Here is a 14,333-nt window from a genome sequence, read left to right on the forward strand (position 1 = left end):
TGCGCCGGTCAGTCCGGCGACGCCACGCGGGTATCGACCGCGATCCAATTGGTCTCCCAGCTGCGGCCGCCGTCGTCGGAGTAGGCCTGCTCGAAGCGCGCCGAGTCGCGGCCGATGTCGGAGATGACGAAGCGCACCAGGATCGCGCGGCCGTCCAGGTCTTCCGCCCCGTAGAACTCGCCGCGACCGCCACGGAAAGCGCCGTACAGCGGACGCGTGAGCATGCCGTTGCTCGCGCTGGCGTAGTTGATGTTCCATTGCCGGGTCTGCGGGTTGTACAGCCGCAGGCTGGTGCCGTGGATGCGGCCGGCCGGACTTTCCACACGCAGTTCGACCAAGTTGGCGCGACCGTCCAGCACGCCGCGCACCACGGTGGTGCCGGTGTACTCGACCCAGTCCTTCGATCCCGACAGCGGGCGCGTCAGCCGCCGCACCTGGGTCTTCCAATGGCCCAGTTCCCAATCGAAATCGTGCTGGCCGTCGCCTGGGGCGGTCTCGGCCGTGGCGCGCGGCGGCTGCGCGAAGGCCGTCATCGCCAACAGCGCCAACAGGCAGGCGCCGAACCGTCGCAATCGCAGGGTGTTTTGCATCGTCGCGCTCCGTTTCGCATGATGGCGACAGATTGCGAGCGCGAGGCGTGCATGAACAAGAACGCACCTGCAGGTAACCGTGCCCGGCCCAATCCGCTGGATGGCTGTCCGCTGGCGGCCGCGTTCGGCGCCATCGGCGGCAAATGGAAGCTCACCATCCTGTATTGGCTGGCCCACGGCGAGCTGCATTTTGCCGGCCTGACGCGGCGGGTCGCGCCGATCTCGCACAAGGTGCTGACCCAGCAGCTGCGCGAGCTCGAGGCCGACGGCATCGTCGAACGCAGGCCCACCGGCGCGGCGCCGGCGCCGGTGATCTACCAGCTCAGCGCGTATGGCCAGACCCTGCTGCCCCTGATCGAGAGCGTGCGCGTGTGGGGCGAGGGCCATCTGCGGCGCAAGGCCGCGCCGCCCGCGCGCGCGCAGGCGATGGCCTGCGGCGCGGCGGTGGCGCGATCCGGTTAGGGCCGGCCTGGCCCAGGCGCGCGCCTGGGCGCGGTCGGACGCTTCACATGCCCGGAATCGGCAGGCACTCCATCACCTCGACGCCGTCTCCCGGGAAGATCGCGAAGTGCGGATGGTTCTCGAACAGTTTGGCGGCGGCTTCCTGCGAATCGGCGCGCACCACGCTGTAGGCGGCCATGGCGTTGCGGATGTCCGCGATGCCCTCGCTGGTGACGCGCTTGGTTTTGCCCAAGGGCGCGCCGTGATCGACGATGACGCTGGCGTTGCGCGTCGCCCACTCCTCCCAGGCCTGCATGCCGGCCTTCTCGCGCGCCGCGCGCGTGGCTTCGTCCAGGGTCTTCCAGGCGTCCATCGAGGCCGCCGAGCCGGTAAATATCGCCAGATAGTTCTTCATCGCTTACTCCTTCTTGGGGGTGTGGAAACAGGGTGGACCCAGGCCCAGCCTGCGGAAGTGAAAACCTCGGCCGACCGGGCCGACCGAGGCGCATGCGCCTTACTTGTCGCCCTCTTTCTTCATGCCCTTCAGCAAGGCCACGATCGCCATCGAATGGCCATGGCCCAGATCGAAGTCCTGCTTCAGCCAGGCAATGACGTCGCCCGGCTTCACACCGGGCTGCAGGCCCTTGGGGCCCGCCAATCCCTTTTTGGCGGCCAGGGCGCGGAAGTCGGACGGGGTCTTGCCGGTCTTGGTCTGGATGTTGTCGAGATAGGCCTGGAAGGACATGGATGGGGCTCCTGAGTGGGCGGATGAGCGGCGCTCTTACCCAGGGCGACGAACCAAGGCGGGCGGAATCGACAAGCCCGGTGAAAAAATTTTCGAAGGGGCGGATGTTAAAATCCGGATCCCTTCAGCCAGCCTCGGAGCGAGCGACGCGATGACCGCCACAGCTTTCTATCCCATCGGTACCCCCGGTCAGGCTTGGGGGGCCGCGGAAGTCGCCGAGTGGCGCTCGCGACAGGTCCGTCATCGCAGCTACGAAGCCGATGTGCTGAGCAAGATCGATGCGCTGCGTTCGCGCTTCGACGTGATCGAGTACGGCCGCCTGGACTATGCGCCCGACAGTTATCCGCTGTTCGCGATCAAGAGCCGGGACTGGCAGGACGGCCTGCCCACCGCTCTGGTCACCGGCGGCGTGCACGGTTACGAGACCAGCGGCGTGCACGGCGCGCTGGAATTCGTCGAGCGCCATGCCGCCGACTACGCCGGCCGCGCCAACCTGCTGATCGCGCCCTGCATCAGCCCCTGGGCCTACGAGCGCATCCACCGCTGGAACCCGCAGGCGATCGACCCGAACCGCTCCTTCCGCGAAGACAGCCCGGCACCGGAGTCGGCCGCGCTGATGCGCCTGGTCGCCCCGGTGAGCGAGAGCGTGCTGGTGCACATCGACCTGCACGAAACCACCGACAGCGACGAATCCGAGTTCCGCCCGGCGCTGGCCGCGCGCGACGGCAAGCCCTTCGAGCCCGGCGAAATCCCCGACGGCTTCTATCTGGTCGACGACACGCAGGCTCCGCAGCCGGCCTTCCAGCAGGCGGTGATCGCGGCGGTGGCCCAGGTCACCCATATCGCGCCGGCCGACGACAAGGGCGAAATCATCGGCTCGACGGTGGTCGCGCCGGGCGTCATCCACTATGCGCTGCGGCCGCTGGGCCTGTGTGCCGGCGTCACCGACGCGCGTTACCGCACCACCACCGAGGTCTATCCGGACAGCCCGCGCGCCACGCCCGAGCAGTGCAACACCGCGCAGGCCACCGCCGTGTGCGCGGCGATCGATTACGCCCTGGCGCATCCCTGATCGCCGCTGGGCGAATTCACGCGAAGGCCGCTCATCGAGCGGCCTTTTTTCGGCGCCGGCCGCCGGCGGCGTCAGGCCCCGGCCGCCCTGGCCCTGAGCATCCAGCAGGCCGCGGTGAATCGCACCGTGCCGCCGTACACATAGGGCTCGAACGCGTTACGCACGGTTTCGATCACCCGCGTGCGCGTCGGCTCGTCCGCGCCGCGCAGGCTGAGGCCGACCGGGCCGAGGCGGCTGAGATAGGGGACCAGCTCGCGCTCGGGCAGGGCGCAGTCCACATCGATCGGCGCGATGTCGATGCCGGTCCAGCCGCTGTCCTGGAGGATGTTGCGCACGCGCTCAGCGTCGGCGAAGGCGAATTGCCCGGGGCCGTCGGCGCGCCGCGCCGGCAGTTCGGGCAGCAGCGGCGCCGCGGCGCGTTCGGCGACGGTCATGAACGGGTTCTCGGCGGCGCCGCGCCAGGCGATGCAGCGCAGTTCGGCGCCGGGGCCGGTAGCGCGGCGCAGGTTGGCGTGGGCCGCGACCGGGTCGTCGAAGAACATCACGCCGAAGCGCGACAGCAACAGGTCGAAGCCGCCGGGTTCGAAATCGTAGGTCTGCGCGTCGGCGACGACGTAGCGCGCCGACGAAGCTTCCTGCTCGGCGCGCACGCGCGCCATCGCGATCATCGGTTCCGAAATGTCGATGCCCAGGCAGCGGCCTTGCGCGCCCAGCCGCCGCGAGGCCGCCAGCGAGACCGCCCCCGTGCCGCAACCGATATCGAGCACCCGGCTTGCGGAACCGATAGCGATCTCCGCGATCAGCAGTTCCTGGAACGGCAGGAACAGGCGGTCGAGCAAGGCCTGGGACTCGACCCAGGCGTGCCCGGCGGGGCCGTTCCACAGGCCGGCGGTGTTGGGGGAGGTCTGCGCGTCGGCGTTCATGGCGGTGGGCTTGCCTTCGAATGAGGGAGACCGCACTGTGCAACTTCAAGTCGACTTGAGGTCAAGGGCGTGAGCGAGTTGGACATCGCCGAGGTCGCGCGGCGCTCCGGCGTACCCGCGTCGGCCCTGCGCTACTACGAGGAAAAAGGCCTGATCGCGCCGATCGGCAGGCACGGCCTGCGCCGTCAGTACGATCCGGCGGTGCTGGAGCGGCTGGCGCTGATCGCGGTAGGACGGGCCGCCGGCTTCGCCTTGGACGAGATCGCGCAGATGTTCGCCGCGGACGGCCAGCCGCGCATCGACCGACACAAGCTGCTGGCCAAGGCAGAGGAGCTGGATGCGACCATTCGCAAGCTCAGCGGGCTGCGCGAGGGCTTGCGCCACGCAGCGGCCTGTCGTGCGCCCAGTCACATGGAATGCCCGAGCTTCCGCCGCATCCTGCGCGCGGCGGCGTCCGGCGGCATCAGGCCCGGAAAGAAGCCGACCTAGGTCCGGAGCGCGCCGGCTGGAACCGCATGCTCGGCGGACTGCGACCGTGCTGGACGCCGTTTCGCGGCATCTGCTATCTATGCGCCAGATTTCGAGCCCCGGGGAGGCCGGAATGGATCCGAAACTGCAAGAACTCATGGCCCGCACCAATCTGGACCAGTTGCTGGCGCCACCCTCGCAGGAAGTCGATCTGAACCAGCCCGTCGCGCCGTCGGCGCCCGAGCCCATGGAGCCGGCGCGTTCCACCGTCGATCCCTTCCAGGCGAACTTCGCCACCACCGACGTGATCGGCAAGCTGCACGACGGCGGCGCCGGTTCCGGCGTGCGCTGGTTCGCGCTGATCTTTCTCGGCGGGCCGATGCTGATCTTCGGTCTGAGCCTGCTCTACCTGACCTGGTACGACCCGCAGTCGGGCGCCTTCAAGGTACCCGACGGCATCGGCGCGGCCTTGAAGGCGCTGTTCGGTACCGTGGCCGCGTTCGCGGTGGGCGGCTTCTGGCCCTACATCATTTATCGCCGCCGCCCGCCGGTGAAGCGCCAATGAGATCTGCGTGGATGCTGGCCGCCTTGCTGAGTCTGAGCGCCGGCGCGCTCCCCGCGCAGGAGCGCGCCTCCGAGTCGCGGGACCCGCTGGTCCGCGAATACGGCCTGGCCGTGCAGCGCGCCATCCTCGAGCGCTGGACGCGGCCGGAATCGGTGGCCGAAGGCCAGCGCTGCGTGCTGGCGGTGACCCAACTCCCGGGCGGCATCGTCGTGTCCGTGATGGCGACGCCCGACTGCGAATACGACGCCATCGGCAAGCGTTCCATCGAGACGGCGGTGCTGAAGGCGCAGCCGCTGCCGTACGAGGGCTACGAGCGCGTATTCCAGCGCCGGTTGAACCTGGTCTTCGTCGTCAAGGACCCTGCTCTCTAGGACGGATTCGGACCCGCCTGCGCCAAGGCTGCCGGCCGTACGTCGGCGCTAGCGCTTGTCGCCGCCGCCTTCGGCGGTCAAGGGCCGCACATAGTCGAGCAGGCTGGTCAGCAGCTTGCCGGGCTCCTCCCAGGGCATCATGTGCGAGGAGTGCTCGAACCAGACGCCGCGCTTGTAGGGCGCCTTGAGCTGGGCCAGCCAGGCGGCGGTGGGTTCCGACGGCGTGGTGTAGTCGTGGCGGCCCATGAACATCAGCACCGGGATCGGGAATTCGCGCACCTGGCTCATGTCGACGGTCAGGAATTCGGGCAGCAGGCGGCCCAGCGAGAACACGTTGCCTTCGTCGACGGCGGCGCGGTCGCAGTCGTCGTACTCCGGCGACAGCAGCGGTGCGCGGTAGAAGTAGGTCGAGCTGTCGCGGTAGGCGGTCAGGCCGCCGTAATGCTGCGCCCATTTGCGCGCGGCGATGATGCGCTCGCGGGTGATGGGCCGGTCGCCGGGGTAGGGCGCGATCGCCTGCATTTCCTTGATCGCCTCCAGGTTGCCCTCGGCCTGGGCCTGGCGCATGCCGTGCTCGAAGCTGATGCGCTCGTTCTCGCGCACGTCGATGACCTGGCCGACGCCGATGTAGGCGTAGAACAGGTCCGGCCGCTTCAGGGCCGCGCGCATGCCGATGATGGTGCCCCAACTGTGGCCCATCAGCACCAACTTGGGTTTGCCGTAGCGCTTGCGCAGGTACTCGGCCACTTCGATGGCATCGTCGACGTAGCGCTCGATGCGCAGGGTGTCGGCGTAGCCGTTCGGATCCTGCCGGGTGTAGGTCTTGCCGGCGCCGCGCTGGTCCCAGTTGGCGACGGTGAAGTATTCCTCGATCGGGCGCTGGAACTGCCACAGGGTCGGCGTCAGCGGCGAGGCCGGCCCGCCATGCACGAACAGGATCAAGGGATTGGCCTTGTCCTGGCCGCGCACGTTGATCCACTGCTCGATGCCGCCGGCCTTCACCGCGTAGGCTTCCTGCACCCCGTCGGGATTGAGGATGCGGCCCAGGTCCTGAATGACCACGCGGGCGTCGGCGTACTTGGAGGTGTCCTTGCATTCGGCCGCCTGGGCGGCGGGACACAGGAGCAGCGACAAGGCGAACAGCAGCGGCAGTGGTTTCATGAGCGGCCCTTCGAATGCGTGGAAACGAAACGCGAGGCCGCACGATGTACTGGACCGAGGCGACGGGTGCAAGACCGGACGCTCGTATCCGTGCGGTTAAGGCTACGGATACGGAGAAGGCGCGCACGGTTGCGCGTGCGCGCTGGCGGTGGGACCGAAGTGCGGGGTGCGTGCAGCGCCGCCCGAGCCGGCCGCGGTCGACCGTCCCGGGCGGCGACGGTCAGCGATTCACCGAAGGCCCGTTCACGCCCACGTAGCCGTTCGCGCAGCCGGTGGTGCAGGTGGTCGCGAGCATGTTGTAGACGATGCGACCGGCGTTGCTCTTGGAGCGGAAGTGGCCGACGCCGTTGCTGGTGTCGCCGCCGCCGGCGTTGTAGGGGCTGCCGTCCGACCAGTCCCAGTCGTAGGCATAAGCGCTGCTGCCGGTGCCGATGTCGACCTGCGCCTTGACGTTGGCGGCCGCGTTGAACAGCGCGCCGGAGCTGCAGCCGCCCGAGTAACTGGTGGTGAAGCAATGGACCTGGTCGTAGAGGCCGCCGGTGATGGTGTAGAACGAGATCGTGCTGAGCAGGGTCGGCATCGCGCGCAGGCTGTTGCTGCCGCTGCCGGTCCAGCGGTTGTAGCCGTAGTAGGCCACGCCGGTGCTCGGGTAGAGGCCGAAGGTGTAGTAGTCGTAGGGGAAGACGTAGGCCTCGGCGTTGCAGGTCGGGGCGTACGGCGACTGATAGCCCGTGCTCAGGCAGGTCTGCAGGCCGCGCAGGCCGCCGCCGATGTTGACGAAGCGGCGCACGCTGCCGTGGTAGCCGTAGTAGCGCAGCATGGCCAGGCTCATCGACGAGCCCAGCGAGTGGGCGACGATATCGACCTGGCTGCGGCCGGTGTAGGTCTTCACCTTGTCGATGAAGGTCTTGAGGATCTGGTACTTGGCCGGCTCGTGGTAGTTGTACTGCGGCGCGGCGCGTTCGTCCGCATCCAGATAGGTCACGCCGAACAGCTCGCAGTCGTTGTAGCCGCGCGCCTTGAGTTCGTCGTAGATCGAGTGGGCCGGCGTGGCGTAACCGGCGACGGCGGCGGGCGGCATGTCGAAACTGATCGCACTGTCGCCGTTGCCGGCGATGAACACCACCGGCGTGCGCGTGGCGATGCAGTTGCCGCCGCCGAAGCCGCCGTTGCCCACGCCGGGGCTGAATCCGCCCGCGTATTGGCTGGCCGTGCCCAGGCAGGTGTAGCCGTTGTTGCTGCCGCAATCCAGGGCCTGCGCGGTGCCGGGCGCGAACAGGGCCAGGCTGGCCAGGGCCGGCAGCAGGAGCGCGCAGGCGAATCCGCTGGCGCGGGCGGACATGCGATCGGAGGCCGAAAGCGCGAGCGAGACGAAATCTAGCGTGCTGCGGAACATGAGAGCCCTCCCCAGGGTGTCTTTCGACCACATCGAATGCCGGATCGCAGCGATGCTGGACCCCGGCGGGGGGCTTGGCTATTGCACCTATGGGCGATGCCGGGCGGGGCGGTCGCGGTGGAACCGCCGCTCATGGCGGCGCGCGACGCCAGAGTGTTTCGAGCAGGGAAGCCGGGCGCCGGCGAATCCCACTTTCTAGCTCGCCGAGACGCCGTCGCCCATCACCGAAAGCAGGTAGCCCAGGTGTGCCTGCCGCAGCGACGGCGGGACTATGCTGCGCGCACGCACCACCCAGCGATGCGTTTCCACACGGCTCAGGGATGAGGACATGAACACCACCAACGAAGGTCGATGGACGGACCAGGCGCAAGCCGATGCGGCATCGGCGAACGGCAAGGTTCAGACCTACCGGGACAAGGCCAGGCAGCTGTTCGAACAGGAGATCTACCCGCGCTGGATCTCGGCCGAGAACGTCTGGCGCACGGCCTGGGCCATGGACACCATCCTGGACTACTTCGCGGCCAGCGGTGTCGACAGCCGGCCCTATGGCGACGCCGCGATCGGCGCCCTGGATCCGACCCAGGCCGGCAATTGGTGGGACGACTTCGGTTGGATCGGCATCGCCGCCTTGCGCGCGGCCGAGCAGGGCTTCGCGCCGCAGCGGCGCGACGATTTCCTCAAGATCGCGATCAATGCCTGGGCCTATATGTACGGCCCCGGCTGGTCCTTGCAGCCCGGCGCGGCGATCTATCCGTTCCGCGAGCTGCCGGGTTGGGGCCCGTTCGCAGACGGCCATCCGAACAACATCGGCGCGCCCAACGTCGGCAAGCGCATCGGCCAGACCCGTCCGAATCCGTCGCCGTCGCCCAATGCATGGATGATGCCGCGTCGGACGCCGGGCGGCGCGTGGAATTCGCCGATCACCGCGAACGACTACCCGGACCCGGTGCCGTCGCGGCAGAGCCAATGGTGGCGCAGCTATCTCAATCCGGTGCAGAACACGGTCACCAACGGCCTGTATGCGCTGTTGAGCTTGCGCTTGCACCGCGCCTCGCGGAATCCGGCGTTCACATCGGTGTTCCGCGCCAGCGCCCTGAACGCCTCCGCCTGCGCGAGCGCCTGGTCCGAACAGATCGTCTGGTTCGATCAATGGATGGTCGGCACGCCGCAAGCCGATCAGTCCCTGCTGATGGCCTTGCCCGCGGGCGCGCTGGTGCGCGAGCGCGTGTCCACCTTCCAGCCGGTGGGGCCGAACGCTCAGCTCTATTGGGATGCGATGTACCGCAGCACCCTGGCCTGGACCGGCGACCAGGGCCTGTTGCTGGGCGCGCTGCGCGAAGCGCAAGGGGCCTGGCCGGGAGGCGTCACGCCCAAGGTGCTGGGTCTGTATCCGGGGCTGATCGAGGGCGTGTTCAAGAACGCCTACCAGCCGCGCAACTACGGCGCGGTGTCCGGCGATTTTCCGATGCCCTGGCTGGATACCGCGTCTGCGAGCCCCTACGACGCGCCGTCGCCCGGCAACGACGACGGCGACTATCAGACCGGCGTGGGCGTGTTCATGCGCTATCTGCTGCAGGCCTGGCGCGCCAACCCGATGCCGCTGCAGGCCTATCGCGCGCAGATCCTGGCCAATGCCGACGCCATCGTCGAATCGGGTTTCGGCGAACAGGCGAATCCGGGCGGCGCCTGCGACGCGTTCACGCCGCGATGGGGCAGCGTCGCCGACACGATGACGGCCTACGTCAATCGTCTGTCGGTGCTGGTGCTGGCGATCGCGATGGCGCGCTGAGCGCGCCGCGAGATCACAGGGATCGCAGGAAGGTTTCCACCTGGTCCGTGTAGGCGCCCGGCAGACCGAGATCGGCATTGATCTGGGCGTGATTCAGATCCACGGGCAGCACGGTGGCGCGCCCTCCGAGTTCGGCGGCGCGGCCGGCGAATGCTTCCGCCTGCGCGCAGGATTGGCGGCGCTGGCTGGAGCACACCAGCAGCATCGGCGCCGGCGCGCTGCGCAGGCGCAGGGTCGGCGAGGCCTGGCGCCAGTAGGCGGGATCGCGGCCGAAGGCCTGGTCGTACAGCGGCAGGTGCGGGCGGCGCATCAAGGCGTCGACATCGTAGGCGGCGCTGTCCAGCGCCACCGTGCCGCGCCAGGGCTTGGCGCCCTGGCGGGCGGCGATATCCGGCGCCGCGGCGAGCAGGGCGACCAGGTGGGCGCCGGCGGAATGGCCCATCAGCACCACGCGCGCGGGGTCGCCGCCCCACGCCGGCGCTTCGCCTTGGACGTAGGCCAGGGCTCGCGCGACGTCCTCGGCCTGGCTCAGCGGGTCGGCCTGCGGCAGCAGGCGATAGTCGATCGAGACGAAGAGCTTGCCGTCGGCGAGATAGCGCGCGGCCTTGTGGCCGACCACGCCGCGCGCGTCCTTGCGGCCGATCCGCCAGCCGCCGCCGTGGACCATCAGCACGATGGGCGCGCCGCGGGCGCGCGCCGGGCGATACACGTCCAGGCGCTGGGCGGGGTCGGGACCGTAGCCGCGGTCGCGCGGGTCGGCGTCCGAGGGCGGCGCGGCGGGGACCGACGCGACGGTCAGGAGCAGCAGGGTTAGCGCAGCCAGACGGATCGGGTTGGGGGGCATGGCGCTGAGGTTCCGGGGCGTTGGGCTTTGAACGCGCGGTCGGGCGCTGGGATGACATGCCGCACGGGAAGGCAGGTCGTCGCCTGGCCTGGCTTGCGGCACGAGTCCGTCGGCGCGATATTCTGGGCGAAAGGGGGCGCGGCTGTAGGCGCGCGGGTAGGCAGGGATGCTGTCCGGGGAAGGGCCCATGAGCAGACTGAAACCGGTCGTGCAGCGCCATCACGATGCCTTGTCCCGAATACGCTGGGATCAGTTCGAGGCGCTGCTGGCGGCGTACTACAGGGGCCAGGGCTACCAGGTCGATCATGTGGGCACGGGCGCTACGGCACGTCGTTTCGACGGCGGTATCGATCTCAAGCTGCGCCGCGACGATGCTTACATCCTGGTCCAATGCAAGCATTGGAACGCTGTGCAAGTAACCCACAACGCGGTGCACGAATTGCTGGGCATCATGGTCAACGAGGGAGCGACCGGGGCGATACTCGTGTCCAGCGGCGAGTTCACCCGCGCCGCACAAGACGCCGCGATACGCCAGGGGCATGTGCAGCTGATCGATGGCGTGGCGTTGCGACCCATGCTGGCGCCGTTGCTCGAGGCGGCGAGCATTCTGGCGGACGACACCGAGGGCTCGTCTTCGGGGCGCGATGCCGGTTGGGGCGGCGATCCGGCAGCAGCCCTGTCCGGGCCTCCTTCGCCGAGGACGCCGATGCATCCGCGCAGCAGGCCGATTCCGCATCAGAACAACGCGGGTTGGTGGATCGTGGCGATAGTGGGCACGCTGGTTTTCGTCTTGCTGGTGCGCCTGTTGCTGGGGCGCACCGCATGGAGCGCGGGCGCCAGCCCCGTACCGCCGCCGTCGCCGTCGCCGGAGGCCAGCGCGCCGACGCAACCGGTGTCGGAATCCGCGCCTGTCGTCATGGAATGGCCCGCCGAACAGGCGGTGCAGCCCGTGGAACCTGCCAAGCCGCAAACCGAAGCCGAACGGCGCGAGTCGCAGCGCAAGGCCGATGAGGCGATGAAGGTGATCGAAGCCTCGACACCTGAAATGTAGGCGGGTGTTTTTGTCGAATGCGTTTCGTCTTAGGCTCGTGCCGCCGCCACCGATTCACCCACACCCCGACTCACCCATCACAAGGACGGATGCCGTGAACCAGAATCTCAATATCGCCAGCCAGCCCGTGCTCGACGCCGACCTCACCATCGCGCTCGCGCAGGCCTCCAAGGCCGCTTACGACTACTACAGCGGCACGCCGTTCACCTCGCCGCGGGGCTACGACCAGATCGATGCCTGGACCGGCTGGGACGCGTTCCTGTTCACCGGGTCCGAAGAGAACTACGGGCTGGTGTTCCAGGCCATCGACGATCCCGGCACCTTCATCTTCGCTTTCCGCGGTACCGACTCGGACATGGACGCGTACGAGGACGTGCATTTCCTGACCCGCGACTTCGTGCCCAGCCGCGGCGGCATCAGTCCCGCGCCGCGCGTGGCCTCGGGCTTCTACGGCATCTACGACGGCAAGGGCGGCGGCATGAGCCAGTCGATGCGCGAGCAGTTGTTCGCGCTGATCGACCAGTACCAGCCGCAGCAGGTCTATGTCACCGGGCACAGCCTGGGCGCCGCGCTGAGCCAGTTGTTCTCGCTGGATCTGGCGATCAGCCAGCCCATCGCCTCGACCAACATCAACTTCTCCAGCCCGATGGTCGGCACCAGCAGCTGGCAGGCGGCCTACAACGGCGCCATCGCGGCCAGCGCCAGCATCCGCGTCTACAACTACTGGGATTACGTGCCTTCGCTGCCGCCCTCGGATTTCGGTTACGACGCGGTCGGCACCGGCTTCCGCACCGCCTTCTACGTCCAGGGCGAGTGGTACCCGCACGAACTGTCGCGCCATTCCATCGTCAACTTGACCACGGTGTTGGGCCATGCCTTGCCCCTGGATCCGCAGCAATGGGCCGGCACCTTCGCCGATTATGTGGACGCGTCGTTGACCATGGTGAGCACCCTGCCGCCGGCGGGAGCGGACGTGCGCTGGGCCGATCGGATCGGCGGCTACATGGCCTTCGAGAGCAACCTGCGCTGACGGAAACGGCTGCGCAGCAAGGGCGGCCTCGCCGCCGCCCCTGCTGCGAAACCTGCTGCAGGGGAGCGATCAGGGCAGCGGCGTGCCCTGATCGGCGATGGCCAGCCATTTGCCGCGGTCGTAGGTGTAGGTCACGCCGGTCAGCGCGCGCGAGCGGAAGCCGATGCGCGGAATCTCGTAGACGGTTTCGTACAGGATGAAGGCCGAGCTGCAGCCGTCGACCACGCGGTAGCGCTCGGTCCAGCTCCACTGCGCTTCGCGATCGGCGAAGTGGCTGGCGAAGGTGGCCATGATCGCATCGATGCCGATGCGGGTCGCGCCGCTGCCGAACACGGTGATCGCGCGTTCGTCGTGCACGGCGCGGAAGGTCTCGGCGTCGTAGTCGCGGAAGGACTCCATGTCCATGCGTTGGGCGACCTCGAACTGGCGCGCGCACAGGCGGGTGATGACGTTGTCGTTCCAGTCCATGCCGACGTGGTGCGCGTCGCCGGCGATGGCGGTGGTGGACGAGCACAGAGCGATCAGCGTGGCGGCGGCGAGCGTCGACAGCGGGGCCGGGCGGAAAGTGCGGGTTTTCATCGTGGGTACCTCCTTGTGGTGGGCAGGACGGACCTTAGGCCGCCGGCCGCGCCGCTAGGAGAGCCAATTTGTGTGCGGTCGAAAGGGCCAATCGAGTCGGAAATCGTGATCGCGCGGGTCCGCGCCCGTGCGTGCCTGCTATTGGTGCAAAACGCCGGTGACCGAATCGTCCGACGCTTCGCTCAGTACTGTGCTGCCGGTCGCAAACCGCGATCGGGCGCAATGCGCTCGGTGACGATCAGCAGCACCCGGCTGCGCTGGTCGAGGCCGTGCGCGATCCGCAACGCGGCGTCGTCGGCAGCGGCCAGCAATCCCGCCACGCCCGCCGCGCCGGAAGGCGTGGCGCTAGGGCCGCTCGCGTCGCGCAGTGCCTGCGGCGCGGCGTGCAATTGGGTTTCGCTGACGAGTACCGAGCCGGCGCCATGGCGTTTCAGGATCGCCAGCGCCGGCGCCGAGGCCAGGCCGCAGGACAGCATCTGCGCGGCGGTGTGGAGGTCGCCGGGGATGCGCACAGGACGGCCTTCGGACAGGGCGCGGGCGACGCAGGCCGCCGCCGCGGGCTCGACCACCCACAGGTGGCCCGGCCCGGACATGCATTGGTGCAGGCCCTCGGCGATCGCGGCGGCGAGCCCGCCGACGCCGGCCTGTACGAAGACATGTGTGAGCCGGCCGTCGCCGTGCTCGTGCAGTTGCGCACGCACCTCGCGGGTGAGCAGGCCGTAACCGGCCATGACATCGCCTACCACCGGATCGGCGGGATCGGCGCCGGTGTCGGCGATCAGCATCCCCGCGCCGCGCAGCGCCGCGGCCTGCGCGGCATCGACGGCGTCGTCGTAGGTGCCGTGCACGCGCACGACCTCGGCGCCCAGACGCGCGATGCGACGGGCGCGACCGGCGTCGATATCGGCGGGCAGGTAGACCGAGGCGGCGGCGCCGACGCGTGTGGCCGCGGCGGCCACGGCCAGGCCGTGGTTGCCGTCGCTGGCGCAGAGCAGGCGGTGGCCGCGGGCCGCGTCGCGGCGCGCTTCCAGTTCGCGCAGCGAGGCGACGCCGACCGCGCGCGCGAGGGCGCGCAAGCCCGCGTACATGCCGCCCAAGGCCTTGAAGTTGCCCAGCGGCCGTTCGCCCTCGCACTTGACCAGCACCTGCGCGACGCCGGCGCGGCGCGCGAGGACGGGCAGGGCGATCAGCGGGGTGGGGCGGTAATCGTCCCAGAGGTCGGCGATGTTCCAGTGCGCGGCGTCGGTGGTCGGGTTCATGCCGGCAGTCTGTCGCATCGTAGCTGCATCCCGGCCGCGTTATGCGGCT

At 69.0% G+C, this 14,333-nt stretch carries 18 protein-coding genes; 8 read left to right on the forward strand and 10 right to left on the reverse strand.

Translation table 11 applies throughout. The annotated features are described in order from the left end of the window. Positions 1-8: 8 nt before the first annotated feature. A complete protein-coding gene (locus V1318_RS17305) occupies positions 9-590 on the reverse strand; it encodes a hypothetical protein (protein ID WP_332940983.1) in 582 nt (193 codons plus the stop codon). A 51-nt stretch (positions 591-641) separates the two neighbouring features. Between V1318_RS17305 and V1318_RS17310 the strand changes: the two genes are divergently transcribed. Continuing rightward, positions 642-1,052: a helix-turn-helix domain-containing protein gene (locus V1318_RS17310; RefSeq protein WP_332940984.1), complete on the forward strand. Its 411-nt coding sequence runs from the start codon at positions 642-644 to the stop codon at positions 1,050-1,052. Positions 1,053-1,095: 43 nt separating this feature from the next. On the opposite strand, the gene V1318_RS17315 is transcribed toward V1318_RS17310, so the two are convergent. Then, on the reverse strand, positions 1,096-1,446 hold the full coding sequence (locus V1318_RS17315; RefSeq protein WP_332940985.1) for a hypothetical protein: 351 nt from the start codon (positions 1,444-1,446) through the stop codon (positions 1,096-1,098). Positions 1,447-1,545: 99 nt separating this feature from the next. Next, positions 1,546-1,776: a DUF4287 domain-containing protein gene (locus V1318_RS17320; protein ID WP_332940986.1), complete on the reverse strand. Its 231-nt coding sequence runs from the start codon at positions 1,774-1,776 to the stop codon at positions 1,546-1,548. Between the two features lie 151 nt (positions 1,777-1,927). Here V1318_RS17320 and V1318_RS17325 point away from each other — a divergent pair, with 151 nt between their 5' ends. Further along, positions 1,928-2,848 (forward strand): M14 family metallocarboxypeptidase, encoded by a 921-nt coding sequence (locus V1318_RS17325; protein ID WP_332940987.1) that lies wholly within the window; start codon positions 1,928-1,930, stop codon positions 2,846-2,848. Positions 2,849-2,919: 71 nt separating this feature from the next. Here the strand turns inward: V1318_RS17325 and V1318_RS17330 are convergent, their stop codons facing one another. Further along, positions 2,920-3,771, reverse strand: a complete 852-nt coding sequence (locus tag V1318_RS17330) for a class I SAM-dependent methyltransferase (protein WP_332940988.1) — start codon at positions 3,769-3,771, stop codon at positions 2,920-2,922. 69 nt (positions 3,772-3,840) lie between these two features. Here V1318_RS17330 and V1318_RS17335 point away from each other — a divergent pair, with 69 nt between their 5' ends. The 3 genes from V1318_RS17335 to V1318_RS17345 all read left to right on the forward strand — a co-directional run bounded on the left by V1318_RS17335 (position 3,841) and on the right by V1318_RS17345 (position 5,175). Then, positions 3,841-4,260, forward strand: coding sequence for a helix-turn-helix domain-containing protein (locus V1318_RS17335; protein ID WP_343224032.1), 420 nt, complete (start codon positions 3,841-3,843; stop codon positions 4,258-4,260). 136 nt (positions 4,261-4,396) lie between these two features. After that, complete coding sequence (locus V1318_RS17340; protein WP_332940989.1) at positions 4,397-4,804, forward strand: hypothetical protein; 408 nt, start codon at positions 4,397-4,399, stop codon at positions 4,802-4,804. An 11-nt stretch (positions 4,805-4,815) separates the two neighbouring features. Next, positions 4,816-5,175: a hypothetical protein gene (locus tag V1318_RS17345; protein ID WP_332940990.1), complete on the forward strand. Its 360-nt coding sequence runs from the start codon at positions 4,816-4,818 to the stop codon at positions 5,173-5,175. Positions 5,176-5,223: 48 nt separating this feature from the next. On the opposite strand, the gene V1318_RS17350 is transcribed toward V1318_RS17345, so the two are convergent. The 3 genes from V1318_RS17350 to V1318_RS17360 form a co-directional block, all read right to left on the reverse strand. Then, the gene (locus tag V1318_RS17350; RefSeq protein WP_332940991.1) at positions 5,224-6,336 is read right to left on the reverse strand and encodes an alpha/beta hydrolase; all 1,113 of its coding nucleotides are present in this window, start codon (positions 6,334-6,336) and stop codon (positions 5,224-5,226) included. A gap of 220 nt (positions 6,337-6,556) precedes the next feature. Next, a complete protein-coding gene (locus tag V1318_RS17355) occupies positions 6,557-7,732 on the reverse strand; it encodes a hypothetical protein (protein WP_332940992.1) in 1,176 nt (391 codons plus the stop codon). A 195-nt stretch (positions 7,733-7,927) separates the two neighbouring features. Then, entirely contained in the window at positions 7,928-8,062 is a 135-nt protein-coding gene (locus V1318_RS17360) for a hypothetical protein (RefSeq protein ID WP_332940993.1), read from the reverse strand. On the opposite strand from V1318_RS17360, the gene V1318_RS17365 reads away from it, so the two are divergent. Continuing rightward, positions 8,061-9,521, forward strand: a complete 1,461-nt coding sequence (locus V1318_RS17365; RefSeq protein ID WP_332940994.1) for a hypothetical protein — start codon at positions 8,061-8,063, stop codon at positions 9,519-9,521. The genes V1318_RS17360 and V1318_RS17365 overlap by 2 nt on opposite strands. Before the next feature lie 13 nt (positions 9,522-9,534). Here V1318_RS17365 and V1318_RS17370 read toward each other — a convergent pair whose 3' ends face one another. Then, positions 9,535-10,365, reverse strand: a complete 831-nt coding sequence (locus tag V1318_RS17370) for an alpha/beta hydrolase (RefSeq protein ID WP_332940996.1) — start codon at positions 10,363-10,365, stop codon at positions 9,535-9,537. A gap of 187 nt (positions 10,366-10,552) precedes the next feature. Here V1318_RS17370 and V1318_RS17375 point away from each other — a divergent pair, with 187 nt between their 5' ends. Both V1318_RS17375 and V1318_RS17380 read left to right on the forward strand, forming a co-directional pair. Continuing rightward, a complete protein-coding gene (locus tag V1318_RS17375) occupies positions 10,553-11,416 on the forward strand; it encodes a restriction endonuclease (protein ID WP_332940997.1) in 864 nt (287 codons plus the stop codon). 94 nt (positions 11,417-11,510) lie between these two features. Continuing rightward, positions 11,511-12,446: a lipase family protein gene (locus tag V1318_RS17380; RefSeq protein WP_332940998.1), complete on the forward strand. Its 936-nt coding sequence runs from the start codon at positions 11,511-11,513 to the stop codon at positions 12,444-12,446. Between the two features lie 69 nt (positions 12,447-12,515). Here V1318_RS17380 and V1318_RS17385 read toward each other — a convergent pair whose 3' ends face one another. Beyond that, a complete protein-coding gene (locus tag V1318_RS17385; protein WP_332940999.1) occupies positions 12,516-13,025 on the reverse strand; it encodes a hypothetical protein in 510 nt (169 codons plus the stop codon). Between the two features lie 182 nt (positions 13,026-13,207). Further along, the gene (locus V1318_RS17390) at positions 13,208-14,284 is read right to left on the reverse strand and encodes a pyridoxal-phosphate dependent enzyme (protein WP_332941000.1); all 1,077 of its coding nucleotides are present in this window, start codon (positions 14,282-14,284) and stop codon (positions 13,208-13,210) included. Between the last annotated feature and the right edge of the window lie 49 nt (positions 14,285-14,333).

The organism is Lysobacter sp. CCNWLW3 (assembly GCF_036697405.1).
Lineage (GTDB): Bacteria > Pseudomonadota > Gammaproteobacteria > Xanthomonadales > Xanthomonadaceae > Lysobacter.

Coding starts and splice junctions, on each gene's coding strand:
- V1318_RS17385 (WP_332940999.1), bottom strand. CDS start 13,025: ATGAAAACCCGCACTTTCCGCCCGGCCCCGCTGTCGACGCTCGCCGCC.
- V1318_RS17375 (WP_332940997.1), top strand. CDS start 10,553: ATGAGCAGACTGAAACCGGTCGTGCAGCGCCATCACGATGCCTTGTCC.
- V1318_RS17340 (WP_332940989.1), top strand. CDS start 4,397: ATGGCCCGCACCAATCTGGACCAGTTGCTGGCGCCACCCTCGCAGGAA.
- V1318_RS17330 (WP_332940988.1), bottom strand. CDS start 3,771: ATGAACGCCGACGCGCAGACCTCCCCCAACACCGCCGGCCTGTGGAAC.
- V1318_RS17315 (WP_332940985.1), bottom strand. CDS start 1,446: ATGAAGAACTATCTGGCGATATTTACCGGCTCGGCGGCCTCGATGGAC.
- V1318_RS17345 (WP_332940990.1), top strand. CDS start 4,816: ATGCTGGCCGCCTTGCTGAGTCTGAGCGCCGGCGCGCTCCCCGCGCAG.
- V1318_RS17365 (WP_332940994.1), top strand. CDS start 8,061: ATGAACACCACCAACGAAGGTCGATGGACGGACCAGGCGCAAGCCGAT.
- V1318_RS17390 (WP_332941000.1), bottom strand. CDS start 14,284: ATGAACCCGACCACCGACGCCGCGCACTGGAACATCGCCGACCTCTGG.
- V1318_RS17370 (WP_332940996.1), bottom strand. CDS start 10,365: ATGCCCCCCAACCCGATCCGTCTGGCTGCGCTAACCCTGCTGCTCCTG.
- V1318_RS17350 (WP_332940991.1), bottom strand. CDS start 6,336: ATGAAACCACTGCCGCTGCTGTTCGCCTTGTCGCTGCTCCTGTGTCCC.
- V1318_RS17320 (WP_332940986.1), bottom strand. CDS start 1,776: ATGTCCTTCCAGGCCTATCTCGACAACATCCAGACCAAGACCGGCAAG.
- V1318_RS17305 (WP_332940983.1), bottom strand. CDS start 590: ATGCAAAACACCCTGCGATTGCGACGGTTCGGCGCCTGCCTGTTGGCG.
- V1318_RS17355 (WP_332940992.1), bottom strand. CDS start 7,732: ATGTTCCGCAGCACGCTAGATTTCGTCTCGCTCGCGCTTTCGGCCTCC.
- V1318_RS17325 (WP_332940987.1), top strand. CDS start 1,928: ATGACCGCCACAGCTTTCTATCCCATCGGTACCCCCGGTCAGGCTTGG.
- V1318_RS17360 (WP_332940993.1), bottom strand. CDS start 8,062: ATGTCCTCATCCCTGAGCCGTGTGGAAACGCATCGCTGGGTGGTGCGT.
- V1318_RS17310 (WP_332940984.1), top strand. CDS start 642: ATGAACAAGAACGCACCTGCAGGTAACCGTGCCCGGCCCAATCCGCTG.